The organism is Bordetella sp. N, from assembly GCF_001433395.1.
In the GTDB taxonomy this organism is placed as follows: domain Bacteria; phylum Pseudomonadota; class Gammaproteobacteria; order Burkholderiales; family Burkholderiaceae_B; genus Bordetella_C.
In genome coordinates this window covers 4,754,802-4,771,442 of the sequence record NZ_CP013111.1, presented here as the reverse complement: position 1 = coordinate 4,771,442, position 16,641 = coordinate 4,754,802, and the positions used below count along the sequence as shown (strand labels likewise).

14 protein-coding genes and 1 pseudogene are annotated in these 16,641 nt (G+C 65.8%); 10 read left to right on the top strand and 5 right to left on the bottom strand.

The window, feature by feature from the left end:
* Positions 1 to 18: 18 nt before the first annotated feature.
* From ASB57_RS20525 to ASB57_RS20510, 4 genes are all read left to right on the top strand, one after another.
* Positions 19 to 1,263, top strand: coding sequence for a muropeptide transporter (locus ASB57_RS20525; protein WP_057653892.1), 1,245 nt, complete (start codon positions 19 to 21; stop codon positions 1,261 to 1,263).
* 127 nt (positions 1,264 to 1,390) lie between these two features.
* Positions 1,391 to 2,305, top strand: a complete 915-nt coding sequence (locus ASB57_RS20520) for a universal stress protein (protein WP_057653891.1) — start codon at positions 1,391 to 1,393, stop codon at positions 2,303 to 2,305.
* A 62-nt stretch (positions 2,306 to 2,367) separates the two neighbouring features.
* Complete coding sequence (locus tag ASB57_RS20515; RefSeq protein WP_156414222.1) at positions 2,368 to 3,342, top strand: universal stress protein; 975 nt, start codon at positions 2,368 to 2,370, stop codon at positions 3,340 to 3,342.
* A 100-nt stretch (positions 3,343 to 3,442) separates the two neighbouring features.
* Positions 3,443 to 3,634, top strand: a complete 192-nt coding sequence (locus ASB57_RS20510) for a hypothetical protein (RefSeq protein ID WP_057653889.1) — start codon at positions 3,443 to 3,445, stop codon at positions 3,632 to 3,634.
* Between the two features lie 120 nt (positions 3,635 to 3,754).
* Here ASB57_RS20510 and ASB57_RS20505 read toward each other — a convergent pair whose 3' ends face one another.
* Positions 3,755 to 4,537 (bottom strand): exodeoxyribonuclease III, encoded by a 783-nt coding sequence (locus ASB57_RS20505; RefSeq protein ID WP_057653888.1) that lies wholly within the window; start codon positions 4,535 to 4,537, stop codon positions 3,755 to 3,757.
* Between the two features lie 217 nt (positions 4,538 to 4,754).
* Between ASB57_RS20505 and pyrE the strand changes: the two genes are divergently transcribed.
* On the top strand, positions 4,755 to 5,432 hold the full coding sequence (gene pyrE, locus ASB57_RS20500; RefSeq protein ID WP_057653887.1) for an orotate phosphoribosyltransferase: 678 nt from the start codon (positions 4,755 to 4,757) through the stop codon (positions 5,430 to 5,432).
* 273 nt (positions 5,433 to 5,705) lie between these two features.
* Here pyrE and gatB read toward each other — a convergent pair whose 3' ends face one another.
* The 3 genes from gatB to gatC are packed head-to-tail and all read right to left on the bottom strand — an operon-like array spanning position 5,706 to position 9,019.
* Entirely contained in the window at positions 5,706 to 7,163 is a 1,458-nt protein-coding gene (gene gatB / locus ASB57_RS20495; RefSeq protein ID WP_057653886.1) for an Asp-tRNA(Asn)/Glu-tRNA(Gln) amidotransferase subunit GatB, read from the bottom strand.
* A gap of 3 nt (positions 7,164 to 7,166) precedes the next feature.
* A complete protein-coding gene (gatA, locus tag ASB57_RS20490) occupies positions 7,167 to 8,708 on the bottom strand; it encodes an Asp-tRNA(Asn)/Glu-tRNA(Gln) amidotransferase subunit GatA (protein WP_057653885.1) in 1,542 nt (513 codons plus the stop codon).
* Positions 8,709 to 8,710: 2 nt separating this feature from the next.
* Entirely contained in the window at positions 8,711 to 9,019 is a 309-nt protein-coding gene (gene gatC / locus ASB57_RS20485; protein ID WP_057653884.1) for an Asp-tRNA(Asn)/Glu-tRNA(Gln) amidotransferase subunit GatC, read from the bottom strand.
* 292 nt (positions 9,020 to 9,311) lie between these two features.
* On the opposite strand from gatC, the gene ASB57_RS20480 reads away from it, so the two are divergent.
* The 5 genes and pseudogenes from ASB57_RS20480 (at position 9,312) to rodA (ending at position 15,509) form a co-directional block, all read left to right on the top strand.
* Positions 9,312 to 10,355, top strand: coding sequence for a rod shape-determining protein (locus ASB57_RS20480; protein WP_057653883.1), 1,044 nt, complete (start codon positions 9,312 to 9,314; stop codon positions 10,353 to 10,355).
* 81 nt (positions 10,356 to 10,436) lie between these two features.
* Positions 10,437 to 11,336, top strand: a complete 900-nt coding sequence (mreC, locus tag ASB57_RS20475; RefSeq protein ID WP_057653882.1) for a rod shape-determining protein MreC — start codon at positions 10,437 to 10,439, stop codon at positions 11,334 to 11,336.
* A gap of 19 nt (positions 11,337 to 11,355) precedes the next feature.
* Positions 11,356 to 11,889 carry a rod shape-determining protein MreD gene (gene mreD / locus ASB57_RS20470; protein ID WP_369822878.1) on the top strand — a complete coding sequence of 178 codons (534 nt, stop codon included), beginning with the start codon at positions 11,356 to 11,358 and terminating at the stop codon, positions 11,887 to 11,889.
* Positions 11,890 to 11,907: 18 nt separating this feature from the next.
* Positions 11,908 to 13,740 (top strand): annotated as a pseudogene (gene mrdA / locus ASB57_RS20465) (penicillin-binding protein 2); the annotation flags it as partial.
* A gap of 632 nt (positions 13,741 to 14,372) precedes the next feature.
* Positions 14,373 to 15,509, top strand: coding sequence for a rod shape-determining protein RodA (gene rodA, locus ASB57_RS20460; protein WP_057653881.1), 1,137 nt, complete (start codon positions 14,373 to 14,375; stop codon positions 15,507 to 15,509).
* Between the two features lie 25 nt (positions 15,510 to 15,534).
* Here the strand turns inward: rodA and ASB57_RS20455 are convergent, their stop codons facing one another.
* Positions 15,535 to 16,581 (bottom strand): hypothetical protein, encoded by a 1,047-nt coding sequence (locus ASB57_RS20455; RefSeq protein ID WP_057653880.1) that lies wholly within the window; start codon positions 16,579 to 16,581, stop codon positions 15,535 to 15,537.
* Between the last annotated feature and the right edge of the window lie 60 nt (positions 16,582 to 16,641).

Here is a 16,641-nt window from a genome sequence, read left to right as displayed (position 1 = left end):
GGTCCAGGGAGCTCCGACATTTCCTCCGTCGCCAATATCTATACCAGCCGCCGTGTCGCTCCGCTTTTACTGTTGGGTTTTGCCAGCGGATTGCCGCTGGGACTGACTGGCGGCACGCTGCAGGCCTGGGCCACGGTCGAAGGGGTGTCGCTGCAGGACATCGGTTTCCTGACGCTCGTGGGCACGGCCTACACCTTGAAATTCCTTTGGGCACCGCTGGTCGACCGCTACGTGCCGCCGTTCCTGGGCCGCCGGCGCGGCTGGATGGCGCTGACCCAGGTGCTGCTGGGGCTGGGCATCGCCGCCATGGCCTTGCTGTCGCCCAGCACGCAGCTGTTGCCGCTGGCCTTGCTGGCGGTGGTGGTGGCGTTCCTGTCGGCGACGCAGGACATCGCGTTCGACGCTTACGCCACCGACGTGCTGCGCAAGGAAGAACGGGGCGCGGGCGCCGCGTCCAAGGTGCTGGGCTACCGCGTGGCGATGCTGGTGTCGGGCGGGCTGGCGCTGATCCTGGCGGACAGTTGGCTGGGCTGGCGCGCGACCTACGTCCTGATGGGCGTGCTGATGCTGTTGTGCGTGATCGGCACGCTGTGGGGGCCGGAGCCGGAGCATCCGGCGCCGCCACCGCGGTCACTGAGCAAGGCCGTGACCGAACCCTTGCAGGAATTCTTCAGCCGGCGCGGCGCCCTGACGGTGCTGTTGCTGATCGTGCTTTACAAGCTGGGCGACGCCTTCGCGGCGGCCTTGTCGACCACGTTCCTGCTGCGTGGCGCCGGTTTCACGCCCACCGAGGTGGGCACGGTCAACAAGGTCCTGGGTTTGGCGTCCACCATTATCGGAACGCTGGCGGGCGGCGCGCTGCTGGCACGGCTGGGGCTGTATCGCTCGCTGATGCTGTTCGGCCTGCTGCAGGCGGTATCCAACCTGGGTTACTGGATGATCGCCGTCACGCCGCCGCATCTCTACACGATGGGCGCGGCGGTTGGCCTGGAAAATCTCTGCGGCGGCATGGGGACGGCGGCCTTCGTGGCCTTGCTGATGGCCCTGTGCAAGCAGGAGTTCTCCGCGACCCAGTTCGCCTTGCTGTCGGCCTTGTCGGCGGTGGGGCGCACCTATCTGGCGGGTCCCCTGACACCCGTGCTGGTCGGTAAGCTGGGCTGGCCCGGTTTCTTCCTGATCACGGTGGTGATCGCCTTGCCGGGCCTGATTCTGCTTTGGCTGCGGCGCCGCGACATCGAGGCCCTGGACACGGACGCGGCCTGATCCAGGCGCGCCGGCCACCCCGGTGAAGGGCCGCCCCCACTAAGGGTTTGCCAGCAGAATCAACTGCCTGGCTTCCTGCCGCCCGCATGCGGTGTAATAATCGTTGCAAAGCATCCTGGAGCACGTCATGGCAGCGCCCACGGAGTTTTCAGCATCGCCGCTTTCCCATAGCTCCGTCGCCGACGGCCCCATCCTGTTGGCTACCGATCTCAGCGCGCGCTGCGACCGGGCGCTGGACCGGGCCGTGGTGCTGGCCAAGGCGCGCGGCGTACCCTTGATCGCGCTGCACGTTCTGGAGTCGGCGCCCACGACCGCCAGCCCGGCGGCGCCGTCATGGCGACGCTTCAGCGAGGACCATCGCGAGCTGGCGCGCTATCGGCTCGGACTGGACCTGAACGATCCCGATCTGAAGGCCGACATCCATGTGGAAAGCGGGGATGCGTCCGACCGCATCGTCGAATTCGCCACGCAATACGGTTGCAGCCTGATCGTCACGGGGATCGCCCGCGACGAATCGCTGGGCAAGCTCTTGCTCGGTTCCACCGTCAAGAAACTGGTGCGGCACGTGGCCGTGCCGGTGCTGGTGGTCAAGAATCGTCCGCATGGCGCGTATCGGGAAGCCGTGGTGGCCACGGACTTTTCGCCCGAATCGCGGCACGCGCTGCAGGTGGCGGCGGGCCTGTTCCCCGGCACGTCCCTGCTGCTGTTCCACGCTTATGAGACGCCGTTCGGCATGCGCCGTCTGGCCGAGGGCTTGGGCGACGATGCCCAGCGCGATGCGCAAATGGAAATGAACGCTTTCCTCGCCGCCACGCCGGGGCTGCCGGCCGGGGTGCCGTCGTGCACGCTGGTCGAGGATGGCGAGCCTGAAACATTGCTGTCCGATCATGTGTTCGCGCAGCGCTACGAATTGGTGGTGGCCGGCACGCGGCGGGTCAAAGGCATCATGGGCGCCATGGTCGGCAGTGTTGCCGAGCGCCTGCTGGAAGCCTTGCCGTGCGATGTGTTGCTGGTGCGGGGGGCGGAGCCGGACGCCAGGTGATGCCGTCGCAGTCTTAGGGTCGTGGTAGGAGCCGGGCGGGCGGCTTGGACAAGGGGGCGATCATGCAGACTTCGTTTGGTTCTTCCATGCTGGCGGCTGCCGCGTCAGACGCGGCTCGGGCCACCCATGCCACGGCGGCGGCCGGCAAGCTGCCAGGCCGCAAGGTGACGGGTCCCATCCTTCTGGCGACGGATCTGAGCGCGCGTTGCGATCGCGCGCTGGACCGCGCCGTGCTGCTGGCGCGCCAGTTCGGCGTGCCGCTGCTGGTGGTCCATGTGCTGTCGCCGCCGCATTCGCTGTCACTGGGCGCGCCGGTTCCGGTCGACAACAATCAACTGAAAGAGCAGGCCGAGGCCCGGCTGCTGCGCGACCTGGAAAACATGGTCGACGGCGTGCAGGTGGCACTGCGGGTGTATACCGGCGATCCGGCCGCGCGCCTGCGGCAGGTGGCGGAAGAGGAGCACTGCGCGCTGATCGTCACGGGCGTGGCGCGTGACGATGCGCTGGGCCTGGGGCTGGGCCGCTCGCTGTTGGGGACCACTGTGGAGCGCCTGGTGCGCGAGACCTCACGGCCGGTGCTGGTGGTGAAGCGGCGGGCCCGGGCGCCGTACCAGGATGCCGTCATCGCCACGGATTTTTCGGCTGCCTCGCGCTGGGCCCTGGACGCCGCGTTGACCCTGCTGCCGTCTGCCAGCCTGACCCTGTTCCATGCGTTCGAATTGCCGCGCGGGCCGCTGCGGGATACCAGCCCGGACGCCGAGACGGCCAAGGGATTCCAGCGGATGGCTGAAGAAAGCGCGGCGGATTTCGTCAATGCCACGCCGGCGCTGGACGGCCGTCCGCCGCCCCGTTTCCAGGTCGCCGCCGGCAGGGCGGAGCGGGTGGCGCTCGATTATGTGCGGCAGACGCAGGCCAGCCTGCTGGTGGCGGGCACGCACGGGGCCAGCGGCTTGTCTGGGGCGCTGCTGGGCAGTGTGGCCGAGGCCTTTCTTGAACGGGCGCCCTGCGATGTGTTGGTAGTGCGGCAGCCCAGGTAGGGATTTTGCCGTCACGCTTTTGCAATCGCGCTGCTCGACAATGCGCGCAGGGTCGGGCTATGCTCGAACCCTTCAATCGTCTTTCAACCAGGGACTGGACATGGATTCCATCGAAGCGACTGTCGGCGCCGCCGTAGGCCTGCAGCAAGCCAATGCCTTTGCCGAAGCGCAAAACTCGCTCGTGCGCAAGGTGCTGGACAATCAAGCCGACATGATCACCAGCCTGGTCCAATCGGTTCCCCAGCTGTCGTCCTACGGGATGGTCGGCACACAGGTGCACGTCACCGCGTAAAAAGCCCGAAGCTTCGCTCGGCGCATGAGGGGCCCGCCCCTGGCGAAGCCTGGCCGAAGGCCAAAAGCGGGGCGCGTGAGAGGGCCACCCCTCACAAAAAAACTACCCCTCTGCGGAGCATTAAAGCTTCGTGTCGTAATCGATGATCAACGGTGCGTGGTCCGAGAACCGCTCATCCTTGTAAATCGCGGCTTTGCGCGCCGTCCCGGCAATCGTCGGCGTGGCGATCTGATAATCGATACGCCACCCCACGTTCTTGGCATAAGCCTGCCCCCGATTGCTCCACCACGTGTAGGCCTCGCCCGTCGTCTCCGGATGCAAGCCCCGGTACACGTCCGCCCAGCCCAACTCGCCCAGCACCTTCGTCAGCCAGGCCCGCTCTTCCGGCAGGAAGCCGCTGTTCTTCAGATTGCCCTTCCAGTTCTTCAGGTCGATTTCCTGATGCGCGATATTCCAGTCGCCGCACAGGATCACTTCGCGCCCGCACTGGTATAGCTCGGCCAAGTGCTTGTAGAAATGCTCCATGAAGGCGAATTTCGCCGTCTGGCGTATGTCGCCGCTGGAGCCGGAAGGCAGATAAACCGAGATGACCGACAGCTTGTCGTAGACCAGCTCGATATAGCGGCCTTCGCTGTCGATCTCGGGCACGCCCAGGCCCTCGATCACTTGCAGGGGCTGCTTGCGGGCATAGATGCCGACCCCGCTGTAGCCTTTCTTTTCCGCGTAGTGGTGGTAGCCGAACAGCCCCTTCGGGTTGAGCATCTCCGTCGTCATGTCGGCGGCCTGGGCCTTGAGTTCCTGCAGGCAGGTGAAGTCCGCCTTCTGGGCCTCCAACCAGGGGAAAAAGCCCTTGGAGGTGGCGGAGCGGATGCCGTTGAGGTTGGCGGAGATGACTCGGAGCATGGAAATCCTGGTTCGTTGATTCGTCTTCTCGCATGCGGCTGGCGGGCATGCGGCACTGGCGTGGATGGCCCGCGGCGCGCTGGCGCGGCGGCGGGGGCCGGACGCGGTAGAGTAACTTAAAGTGCCGTCCCGCCGGGGCGCTGGCGGCGGTGTGCACCGGGCCGCGCGCCGATACCGATAAAATGGCGGTTTCGCGTCACTTTCGGATCCCGCCCGCATGTCCTCCTCTACCACCGCCCAGGATTTCGTCCGTTTCGCCCTCGACCAGGGCGTGCTGCGTTTCGGCAGCTTCAAGGTCAAGTCCGGCCGCATCAGCCCGTATTTCTTCAACGCCGGTCTGTTCAACAGCGGTGCGTCAGTCGGCCGCCTGGCTTCGTTCTATGCCCAGGCGCTGGTCGATTCGGGCCTGTCCTTCGACATGCTGTTCGGGCCTGCCTACAAGGGCATCCCGCTGGCCACCGCCACCGCCGTGGCCCTGGCGCAGCATCCCGCCAGCGCGGGCCGCGACATTCCGTTCGCGTACAACCGCAAGGAAGCCAAGGACCATGGGGAAGGCGGCACGCTGGTGGGCGCGCCCTTGCAAGGCAAGGTCGTGATCATCGATGACGTCATCACGGCGGGAACGTCGGTGCGCGAGTCGGTGGAGATCATCCGGGCCGCGGGCGCCGAGCCGGCCGCCGTGCTGATCGCCATGGACCGCATGGAACGCGCCGGCGCGGACGACGCCTTGTCGGCGCATTCCGCCGTGCAGGATGTGGCGCGGACTTACGGCATGCCGGTGGTCAGCATTGCGTCCTTGAGCGACATCATGGCGCTGCTGGAGCAGGATGCCCAGTTCGCCGAGCACCGGGCTTCGGTGCAGGCGTATCGCGCCAAGTATGGCGTGACTGCTTAAGCGCGGCTTGAAAATCGAAGCCCCGGGTTGATAAATCAACCCGGGGCTTTTATTTTTTTTGGGGCTCGACAGAGCCGAGCCCCAAAAGCTGCGCAAAAGAACCCCGTCTCAGCGGGGACACCGCGGAGCTGGCTTTGCCAGTCCGCTGGTGCCGCCCCCTGGGGGGCCGCGCTTGCGCGGTACGGGGGGGCTTTCCGCACACCGCGGAGCTGGCTTTGCCAGTCCGCCGGTGTCGCCCCCTGGGGGGCCGCGCTTGCGCGGTAGGGGGGCTTTCTACCCCTCCAGTTTTTGCTTCAACAGATCGTTGACCTGCTGCGGGTTGGCTTTGCCCTTGGCGGCTTTCATGATCTGCCCGACCAAGGAGTTGAAGGCCTTCTGCTTACCGGCCCGGAACTCTTCGACGATCGCGGGGTTGGCCGCCAGCACTTCATCGATCATGGCGCCGATGGCGCCGCTGTCGCTGATCTGCTTCAGGCCACGCGCTTCGATGATGGCATCCGGCTGGCCGCCGTTTTCGCCGGCCCACATGGCGCCGAAGACGTCACGCGCGATCTTGTTGGAGATGGTGCCGTCGATGATGCGCGCGATCAAGGCCGCCAGCGTGGCCGCGGGTACCGGCGCCTGCTCGATGTCCTTTTCCTCGCGATTCAAGGTGGCCGCCACTTCGCCCATCACCCAGTTGGCCGCCAGCTTGGCCTGGCCCGCCGGCAAGGCCTGCGCGACGGCTTCGAAGTAATCCGCCATGCCGCGGCTGAAGGTCAGTTGCGCGGCATCGTATTCCGACAACCCGTACTCCTGCGCGAAGCGGTCACGCTTGGCCGAAGGCAGTTCGGGCATGGACTGGCGCACCTGCTCCACCCACTCCGGCCGGATCACCAGCGTGGGCAGGTCGGGGTCGGGGAAATAGCGATAGTCGTGCGCGTCTTCCTTGCTGCGCATGCTGCGCGTTTCGTCGCGGTCGGCGTCGTACAGGCGGGTTTCCTGCACCACCGTGCCGCCGTCTTCGATCAGCTCGATCTGGCGCGCCGCTTCGAACAGAATGGCGCGTTCCAGGAAGCGGAAGGAGTTGACGTTCTTGATCTCGGTGCGCGTGCCGAACTCGGCCTGGCCGACCGGCCGCACCGATACGTTGGCGTCGCAGCGGAAGGAGCCTTCCTGCATATTGCCGTCGCAGATGCCCAGCCACACCACCAGGCTGTGCAGCGCGCGCGCATAGGCTACGGCCTGCGCGGCCGAACGCATTTCCGGCTCGGTGACGATTTCCAGCAGCGGCGTGCCCGCGCGGTTCAAATCGATGCCGCTGGCCGGCGCGCCGGACGACAGGTGAAAGTCTTCGTGCTGCGACTTGCCGGCGTCTTCTTCCAGATGCGCGCGCGTCAGGTTGACGGTCAGCGGCTGGTCGCCGACGAAGAAGGACAGCGAACCGCCCACCACCACCGGCAGCTCGTACTGGCTGATCTGATAGCCCTTGGGCAGGTCGGGATAGAAGTAGTTCTTGCGCGCGAACACCGAGCGCGGCGCAACCTGCCCGCCCACCGCCAGACCGAAGCGGATGGCGCGTTCGACCGCGCCACGGTTCATCACCGGCAGGCTGCCGGGCAAGGCCAGGTCAACCGGATTGGCCTGGGTGTTGGGCGACGCGCCGAAGCGCGTGCTGCTGCCCGAAAAAATCTTGGAGTCGGTGGAAAGCTGCGTATGCGTTTCCAGGCCGATGACGATTTCCCAGTTCATGTGTCAGGCGTCCTGCTTGGACGGCACGCGACGGTGCCAGTCGGTCACTTGTTGGTAGCGGTCGGCGATGGCCAGCAAGCGGCCTTCGTCGAAGTAATTGCCGATGATCTGCAGTCCCACCGGACGGCGCGCATGGTCGCCCTGGCCGAAGCCGCAGGGGACGGACATGGCGGGCAGGCCGGCCAGGCTGACACCCAGCGTGTAGATGTCGGCCAGCCAGTCGGCGGTCGGATCGTCGCGGTTGTCGCCGATGTTCTTGGCCACCGTGGGCGCCACGGGTCCCATGATGACATCGCACTGCTCGCCCAAGGCGCGCTGGAAGTCCTGCGCGATCAGGCGGCGCAGGCGTTGCGCCTGCAGGTAGTAGGCGTCGTAATAGCCATGCGACAGCACGTACGTGCCGATCAGGATGCGGCGCTTCACTTCGTCGCCGAAGCCTTCGGCGCGCGAGCGGCTGATCATCTCGTTCAGGTCGCCATATTCGGCGGCGCGATGGCCGAAGCGCACGCCGTCGTAGCGCGACAGGTTGCTGGACGCTTCGGCGGGCGCGATGACGTAATAGGCGGGGATGGCGAGCTCGGTGCGCGGTAGCGAGACCGGCACGCGCACGGCGCCCAGTTCCTCGAACTGGCGCAGCGCGGCTTCCACCGCGGCTTGCACGTCGTCGGCCAGGCCAGCGCCGAAGTATTCGGCCGGCACACCGATACGCAGGCCGGCCAGCGGACGCGCGCCGGCGCCGTCATAAGCGGCCTGGGCGGCGGTGTAGGCGCGGCCGATGCGGCCGGGCTCGTTCACCACGCCGTCGCATTTCTCCAGGCTGGTGGCGTCGCGGGAATCGAAGCCCGACATGGCGTCGAGCAGGGCCAGCGCATCGCGGCTGCTGGCGGCCAGCGGGCCGGCCTGATCCAGGCTGGAACCGAAGGCGATCATGCCGTAGCGCGACACCGTGCCATACGTGGGCTTGATGCCGGTGACGCCGCACAGGGCCGCGGGCTGGCGCACGGAGCCGCCGGTGTCGGTACCGGTGGTGGCCGCGACCAGACGGGCGGCCACCGCGGCGGCCGAGCCGCCCGACGAGCCGCCGGGCACGGCGGCCGTGTCCCAGGGGTTGCGCACCGCGCCGAAGGCGGAGTTCTCATTGCCCGAGCCCATGGCGAACTCGTCGCAGTTCAATTTGCCAATGGACACCGCGCCGGCCTGTTGCAGGCGCTCGACCACGGTGGCGTCGAACGGGCTGACGTAGTCGGCCAGCATCTTGCTGCCCGCGGTGCTGCGCCAGCCGCGCGTGACGAAGGCGTCCTTGTGGGCGATGGGGATGCCCGCCAGCGGACCGGCATTACCGGCGGCGATGGCCGCGTCGGCGGCGCGCGCCTGCGTCAGGGTCAGCTCGGCGTCGATATGCAGGAAAGCATTCAGGTCCTGCGCGGCCTGGGCCGCGTCCAGGGCACTTTGCGCCAGTTCCACCGCGCTGACCTTGCGCTGGTCCAGGGCGGCGCGCAGGGCGGCGATGTCTTCGAATTCAGTGTGCAGAGCGGGTTTCGTCATGGTCATTCCAGAACCTTGGGAACCAGGAACAGGCCGTCGGCCGCTTCCGGGGCGTTGGCCAGCAGTTCCGCGCGGCGCTCGGTCGAGGCGGTTTCCGTGACGGCGTCCTCGCGCAGGCGCAGCACGATGTCTTCGTGGGCCGACAGCGGATGGGCCAGGGGTTCCACACCCTGCGTATCGACGGCCTGGAGCCGTTCGATGATGTGCAGCATGCCGTTGAGCTCGTCCTGCGCACGCGTCAGGCGTTCCGGGGTGAGCTCGATGCGGGCCAGCCGGGCAATGCGGGCCACGTCTTTTTCGTTCAGCGCCATGGGGATGTAATAAAAGTTGAGACAGGCAGGTGGAAGCGGTTGTCGCGTACGGGGCCTTTGCCCGGTCGCGCCGCAGTAAGTCCCTGGGTATCGGAAGGGCGGCCAAGCATACGGCCACCACGACCTTTCCGTTACAAACCGAGGAATAGCCGGAAAAAGCCGCCTATTTCCCGGGAAATTATAAGTTATGATTCACGGTTTAATCGCTGCAACCCGTAGGCGGGCCCGCCATGCAGGCTAACGCCCGGTAGCAGCGCGTACCCAATTCCTGAATTTAGCTGAGCCCCCATCCATGTTCGGATTTCTGCGTAGTTACTTTTCCAGCGATATGGCGATCGACCTTGGCACCGCCAACACGCTGATCTACGTTCGCGGCAAAGGCATTGTGTTGGATGAACCCTCGGTCGTCGCCATTCGTCACGAAGGCGGCCCCAATGGCAAGAAGATCATCCAGGCTGTCGGTCACGAAGCAAAACAAATGCTGGGACGTGTTCCCGGCAACATCGAAGCCATCCGCCCGATGAAGGACGGCGTCATCGCCGACTTCACCGTCACCGAGCAGATGCTGAAACAATTCATCCGCATGGTGCATCCGCGCAATATGCTGGCTCCCAGCCCGCGTATCATCGTTTGCGTCCCCTGCGGTTCGACCCAGGTCGAACGCCGCGCCATCCGCGAATCCGCGTTGGGTGCCGGTGCTTCCCATGTCTACCTGATCGAAGAGCCCATGGCCGCGGCCATCGGCGCCGGCCTGGCGGTTTCGGACGCCAGTGGCTCGATGGTGGTGGACATCGGCGGCGGCACCACCGAAGTGGCGGTGATCTCGCTGGGCGGCATGGTTTACAAGGGTTCGGTCCGCGTCGGCGGCGACAAGTTCGACGAGGCCATCGTCAACTACATCCGTCGCAACTACGGCATGTTGATCGGCGAACCCACTGCAGAACTCATCAAGAAACAGATCGGTTCCGCCTTCCCCGGTTCGGAAGTGCGCGAAATCGAAGTCAAGGGCCGTAACCTGGCCGAAGGCGTCCCGCGCAGCTTCACGGTTTCGTCGAACGAAATCCTGGAATCGCTGACGGACCCGCTGAACCAGATCGTCTCCGCCGTGAAAATCGCGTTGGAACAGACTCCGCCGGAACTGGGCGCCGACATCACCGACAAGGGCATCGCCCTGACCGGTGGCGGCGCGCTGCTGCGCGACCTCGACCGCCTGCTGCAGGAAGAAACCGGCCTGCCGGTGGTCGTGGCCGATGATCCGCTGACCTGCGTGGTGCGCGGTTGCGGCGAGGCGCTGGAACATCTGGAAAAGCTGGGCGCCATTTTCATCAACGATTGATTTATCCCGCCTTTCCGACGCTACCTGCCGGGTGGCAGCGGCGGGGCGGCCTGGAACCGGGCTTCTTGCCTGTGAGTATCCATGCCCCAACATCACGGCACCGCTCCGCGGCTATTCAGACAAGGACTGCCCGCCGAGGCTCGGCTGGTCGTCCTGGTCGTGCTCGCGCTGGCATTGTTGCTGGGCGACGCCCAGTGGCACGTCATGGAACCCATGCGGCGCGCCGTCTCGGTGGTCCTGTACCCCTTTCAACGCGTGGTGCTGCTGCCGCGCGACGTGGTGCAGCAGGTCAACGAGTGGTTCAATGCCGCGAATCTGGTGCGCAGCGAAAACGAGGCCTTGCAGCGCCAGCGCATCGAACTGGCCCAGGTGGCGACGCATGCCGCCCAACTGGCCGCTGAAAATTCCCAGCTGCGCCGTCTGCTCGGCGTGACCGACACGCTGTCGCAGCAGGCCGTGGTGGTGGAAGTCCTGTACGAACCGCCCAATTCCTTCAACCAGCGTCTGGTGTTCAACAAAGGCAGCAACCAGGGTCTGGCGCCCGGCATGCCCGTGATCGACGAAGGCGGCGTGGTCGGCCAGGTCGTGCGCGTCACGCCAATGACGGCCGAAGCCGCACTGGTCACGGACGAGCAGGTATCGATTCCGGTGCAGTTATTACGTAACGGTCTGCGGCTTATTGCGTTCGGCGGGAACTCGCCAGGCAATATGGAGGTCCGTTACCTGTCCGCCAATGCCGACATCAAGGAAGGCGATACACTCGTCACCAGCGGCGTCGGCGGCCTGTTCCCGGCCGGCCTGCCCGTGGCGAAGGTGAAATCGGTTGAGCGGGACACCGCGTCGGGCTTCGCGCGCGCCTTGTGCGAACCGCTCGCCCATCCCGAACGTTATCGCCATTTCCTGGTGCTGCAGGTGGACGTGAGTCGTGCCGAGTCCAACCGCAAGGAGGTCGAGCCCAGTGAGCCGGACAAAGCAGACTGAATCTTCCAGCACGGATCGCATATCCCTGGTGCGCAATCGCCGTTCGGTCGAACCCGAGCGCCTGGTGCGGCCGGCGCATGGCTTTCTGGTTTGGGGTTCCCTGATCGTGGTCTGGCTGGCGTCGCTGTTGCCGTGGCGCCTGTGGCCGCAGGCGCCTGACGTGCTGATGCTGGTCATTGCCTTCTGGTGCGTACACGAGCCTCGCCGGGTCGGCATGGTCACCGCCTTCATCTTCGGCTTGTTGATGGATGTCCACGATGCCAGCGTGCTGGGCGATACCGCCCTGCGCTATACGCTGGTGGCCTACGGCGCCATCATCCTGCATCGCCGCCTGCAGCGCTTCGATCTGTGGAGCCAGGCCATGCACATGCTGCCCATCTTCTTCGGCGCGCATCTGCTGACCACCGTGATCCATGCCTGGATGGCCGGTAAATGGCCGGGCTGGGGCTGGGCGATAGGCGTGGGTTTGACCGCCGCCGTATGGCCCCTGGTCGGCTGGGTGCTGCATCTTCCGACGCGCGGCGCCGACGACGTCGAGTCGGCGTCGGTCTGAGCCCGGCTTTGTTCCTTCATGTTTGAATTCAAGAAAACCGGCCTGCAGCAGAAACAGCGCTTCCGGCTGCGAGCCTGGGTGGGCGGCCTGTTCGCGCTGGCCTGCTTCGCCGGGCTGGTCGGCCGGTTCTGGCTGTTGCAGGTAGACCGCTACGAAGGCTTGTCCGAGCGCGCCGACCGCAACCGCATCGCGGTGGTGCCGATCCCGCCGCGCCGCGGCGACATCCTCGATCGCAACGGCGTGGTGCTGGCGCGTAATTACCGCACCTATACCCTGGAAGTCGTGCCGGCCAATGCCGGCAACCTGGACAAGCTGTTCCAGGCGATGACGCAGGTGGTGTACGTCAGCCCGTCCGACCAGCGCCGCTTCAAGCGCAAGGTGGCGGAGTCCAGCCGCTACGCCAATCTGGTATTACGCAACAATCTGAACGAGACCGAGGCCGCGTGGTTCGCCGCGCATGCTTTCCAGTTCCCGGGTGTCGAGTTGCGCGCGCGGTGGGTGCGCGAGTATCCGCAGGGCGTGGCCGCGGCGCACGTGGTCGGCTACATCGGCCGCATCGCCGACAACGATGTCGAGGATCTGGACGCCGCCGGCGAGCTGGGCAACTACCGCGGCACGGAAAACATCGGCAAGAAGGGCGTGGAGAAAACCTGGGAAACCCAGTTGCACGGCCGCACCGGGCTGGAGGAGGTCGAGGTGACCGCCGGCGGACGTCCCGTGCGCACCCTGCGCCGCATCGATCCGGTGCCGGGTTCGGACATCCAGCTATCCATCGACCTGGGCCTGCAGAAAGTGGCGGAGGAGGCCTTCGGCAATCAGCGCGGCGCCCTGGTGGCGATCGACCCGGACACCGGCGAGGTGCTGGCCTTCGTCTCGCAGCCGTCTTTCGATCCGAATCTGTTCGTCGATGGCATCGATGTGGACAGCTGGCGCATGCTCAATGAATCGCCGGATCATCCGCTGATCAACCGGCCCTTGTACGGTACCTATCCCATCGGTTCGACCTACAAGCCTTTCGTGGCCATGGCCGCGTTGGAACTGGGCAAGCGCCGCGCCACCGATCGCATTTCCGATCCGGGGTATTTTGAATTCGGCGGTCAGAAATTCCGCAACGCCGGCGGCGCCGCATACGGCCCCACCGACATGCACAAGGCCATCGTGGTGTCGTCCGATACCTACTTCTTTTCCCTGGGGCCGGAAATCGGCGTCAACCCGCTGCACGACTTCACCAAGCAGTTTGGTTTCGGCCAGATTACCGGCATCGACCTCGAAGGCGAGAAGCGCGGCGTGCTGCCGTCCACCGAGTGGAAGCGCAAGGCCTACAAGGACAAGGACAAGCAGCGTTGGTACGCCGGCGAGACGATTTCGGTGGCCGTGGGACAGGGCTACAACGCCTTCACTCTGCTGCAGCTGGCGCAGGCCACCGCCACCCTGGCCAATGACGGCTTGTACCGTAAGCCGCATCTGGTGCATGCCATCGAGGATCCGCGCACGGGCAAGTACAAGCCCACGGCCACTACGCCGGACTATCAGATTCCCCTGCACAAGGAGAACCTGGCGGTGGTCAAGGGCGCCATGGCGGACGTGGTGAAAGTGGGTACAGCGCGGCAGGCGTTCCGTGGCGCACCGTATCAGGCCGCCGGCAAGACCGGCACGGCGCAGGTCTACAGCTTGCGCGGCGCGCGCTATCGCGCCAGCGCGGTGGACGAACGCCTGCGCGATCACGCGCTGTTCATGGGTTTTGCGCCGGTGGAGCATCCGCGCATCGCCGTGGCGCTGATCGTGGAGAACGCGGGGTGGGGCGCCAGCGTCGCCGCGCCGATCGCGCGCAAGGTCGAAGATTACTGGTTGCTCAAGGATCACGGGCAGGAGCCGCCCCGCACGCCGAACGTCGCCGCCAGCGATAACGCCGCCATCGATCACGCTGGCTTGAGCGCCGTCGCCGGCCGCGCCGCGGCCGTGGCGCGCAAGGCGGACGCCCTGGCGGATGCCGAAGAGGCCGCTGAACGCGACAACGGCGGTCCTGAAAATGGCGGTAACGGGGGGAATGGCGGCGGTGCCAACGGCGCCAGGAACAGCAGCGGTGCAGGTGCAGGCAACGGCAGCAACAGTAACGGCACCGGTGCCGCCGGCGGCGCGGGCCAGAGCCCGGGCGGCCCGGCCCTCGGGCCCGATGGCCAACCGGAATCGGTCGGCCGCGTGGCCCCGTCGCGCAATATGGCCGTGCCCGCCGATGCGCCGAACGCGCCCGTGCCCGGCCGGCCGGGCGGCATGTCGTCGGTCGGCGTCGCGCCCAGCGCACCCGGCACGCGCAACAGCGGCAACGGTGCCGCCAACACCACGCCTGGCGCGCGCCCGCGCGCGGTGCGTCCGCCGGAAGCCCTGAGCGATCCTCAGGGGCGGCCGGCGCCGGGTGGCTTGCGTGAGGTACCGTCAACCCGGTTATCGCCGCAGCCTGGTGGCGCCGCGCAACAAGGACGTCAATGAAACGCATCGCCCTCATCCTGTTGCGCGTCTTCACCGCGTTCGATTGGCCTTTACTGCTGATCCTGGTGATGTTCGCCGCGCTGGGGCTGACCGTCATGCACTCGGCGGTGGGCAGTACGGACTGGCGCTTCGCCGACCAGTCGCGCAACTTCCTCATCGCCTTCGTCGCCATGTGGGCGGTGGCGCTGACGCCGCCGCCTTTGCTGATGCGGCTGGCCTTGCCGTTCTACATCCTGGGCGTGGCCCTGCTGGTCGGCGTGGACCTGTTCGGTGAAACCAGCAAAGGCGCGACGCGCTGGCTCAATCTCGGTTTCACGCGCATCCAGCCGTCGGAGATGCTGAAGATCGCGCTGCCCATGATGTTGGCCTGGTACTTCCAGCGCCATGAAGGGCAGGTGCGTATCCGCGACTTCCTGGTGGCCGCCGCGCTGCTGGTGGTGCCGTTCGGTCTGATCGTGCGCCAGCCCGATCTGGGCACGGCCCTGCTGGTGTTCGGCGCTGGCTTCTGCGTCATCTATTTCGCGGGCCTGTCCTTCAAGCTGCTGGTCCCGGTGATGCTCGCGGCGGTGATCGGTATCGGCACGCTGGTGTCCTACGAGGAACAGCTGTGCCAGCCCGACGTCGACTGGGTGGTTCTGCATGATTATCAGAAGCATCGCATCTGCACGCTGCTGGATCCCAGTTCGGATCCCTTGGGCAAGGGCTTCCATACCATCCAGTCGATGATTGCCGTGGGTTCCGGCGGCTTGTACGGCAAGGGGTATATGAAGGGCACCCAGACCCACCTGGATTTCATTCCCGAACGCACCACCGATTTCATCTACGCGGTGTACGCGGAGGAATTCGGCCTGTATGGCGGCGTGATGATACTGGTGCTGTATGGCCTGCTGATCGCGCGGGGGCTGACCATCGCCACCCGCGCCACCACCCAGTTCGGCCGCCTGCTGGCGGGCGCATTGACGATGATGTTCTTCATCTACGTGTTCGTGAACATCGGCATGGTCACCGGCATCCTGCCCGTGGTGGGCGTGCCCTTGCCGTTCATGAGTTATGGCGGCACGGCCTTGCTCACGGTGGGTATCGCCTGTGGGATGCTCATGAGCATCAATCGCTACCGCGGCACGAAGATGTAGACGGCCGCGGGCTGGCGATCAGCTGTTATCGCAGCTCGCCCATGGCGCGCATGTGCGCAAGGAAATCGCGCTCCAGCGCCGAGTTGTCGTAGTGCGAGCGATCGTAGGGCTCCGCGATGCGGTCGGTCAGGGCGAAAGACTCGGGTTTCAAGGCGTTTTCCTGACCGCATATCTGCTGGCTGATTTTGCTGGCGATTTCCGCGCGCTGCTGTGGGTCATCCCACGGAAATACGCCGTCCGGTCCCTTGCGCGACAGCATGTGCCAGAAGAAGGCCCGCTGGGCGTCATCCGCCAGATCGGCGGCCAAAATCGATGGATCCTCGAACACTTGATTGGTCGCCCTGCGGACGCCGTCGACCACTTCCTGCACGCGCGCCAGGTTTTTCGCGTCGGTGGTGTGAAAAGTCGCAGGTTGATTGTTCTTGCGCAGACCATATTCGTCCGCCAGCAGATTCACGATTTCGTTCGCCAAGGGGCCGTTCAAATGCTCCCGTTGCGCTATCCGGCCGATCACGGCCCCCTGGGCAGCTACGATGGCGGCGAGCGGTGCGCCAGCGGCTAGCGGGTCCGGGTTGGTTATCAATGCCCCCGCGGCCGCCCGCGCGAACGTTTTGACTGTGTTGTGCCGCCACACTGCCTGGTGGCCGTCCCAGCCGCCTTGGAATGAAGAGAGTTCGTACACGGCATCCCCGAGACATGTCGCGATGTGGGCCATGTCCCTGCTATGGCCGATGCCGCTCATGAGCGCCGTGAGAACCCGCGATTTCTGCAGCGGCGGCATTTCCGGGTACTCGATGATGTATAGCAGCTGATTCAGATTCTGCTTGCAGTCCTGGAAAGCCTGGTCCTGACCGGGCGGCGCCTGATCAAGGCGCCCTATCTCATCCAGCATCTCCACGACGCGGCTGCGTAGCGTATTGGCCCCAAGCGCCAGCCCCGCGCCCTCAAGGTAGGCGGGCAGGGCCAGCCACTTGTCGCTCCACGCCAGATCGCGCGCATGCGCTGCTTCCGGGCAGGAGGAATCGTGGACCGCATAGTGCTTGGACGTAAAAGCGGGTTCGGAGATGTTCATGGCAAGACCCTCGGTTCAGATGGGTGACGCTCAAGAGAGCGAATTCCACTAGGTAACCCG

What these genes read in the sequence shown, in the direction of transcription:
- ASB57_RS20520 (WP_057653891.1), top strand. Translation starts at nt 1,391, where the DNA reads ATGGCAGCGCCCACGGAGTTTTCAGCATCGCCGCTTTCCCATAGCTCC.
- ASB57_RS20515 (WP_156414222.1), top strand. Translation starts at nt 2,368, where the DNA reads ATGCAGACTTCGTTTGGTTCTTCCATGCTGGCGGCTGCCGCGTCAGAC.
- ASB57_RS20510 (WP_057653889.1), top strand. Translation starts at nt 3,443, where the DNA reads ATGGATTCCATCGAAGCGACTGTCGGCGCCGCCGTAGGCCTGCAGCAA.
- ASB57_RS20505 (WP_057653888.1), bottom strand. Translation starts at nt 4,537, where the DNA reads ATGCTCCGAGTCATCTCCGCCAACCTCAACGGCATCCGCTCCGCCACC.
- pyrE (WP_057653887.1), top strand. Translation starts at nt 4,755, where the DNA reads ATGTCCTCCTCTACCACCGCCCAGGATTTCGTCCGTTTCGCCCTCGAC.
- gatB (WP_057653886.1), bottom strand. Translation starts at nt 7,163, where the DNA reads ATGAACTGGGAAATCGTCATCGGCCTGGAAACGCATACGCAGCTTTCC.
- gatA (WP_057653885.1), bottom strand. Translation starts at nt 8,708, where the DNA reads ATGACGAAACCCGCTCTGCACACTGAATTCGAAGACATCGCCGCCCTG.
- gatC (WP_057653884.1), bottom strand. Translation starts at nt 9,019, where the DNA reads ATGGCGCTGAACGAAAAAGACGTGGCCCGCATTGCCCGGCTGGCCCGC.
- ASB57_RS20480 (WP_057653883.1), top strand. Translation starts at nt 9,312, where the DNA reads ATGTTCGGATTTCTGCGTAGTTACTTTTCCAGCGATATGGCGATCGAC.
- mreC (WP_057653882.1), top strand. Translation starts at nt 10,437, where the DNA reads ATGCCCCAACATCACGGCACCGCTCCGCGGCTATTCAGACAAGGACTG.
- rodA (WP_057653881.1), top strand. Translation starts at nt 14,373, where the DNA reads ATGAAACGCATCGCCCTCATCCTGTTGCGCGTCTTCACCGCGTTCGAT.
- ASB57_RS20455 (WP_057653880.1), bottom strand. Translation starts at nt 16,581, where the DNA reads ATGAACATCTCCGAACCCGCTTTTACGTCCAAGCACTATGCGGTCCAC.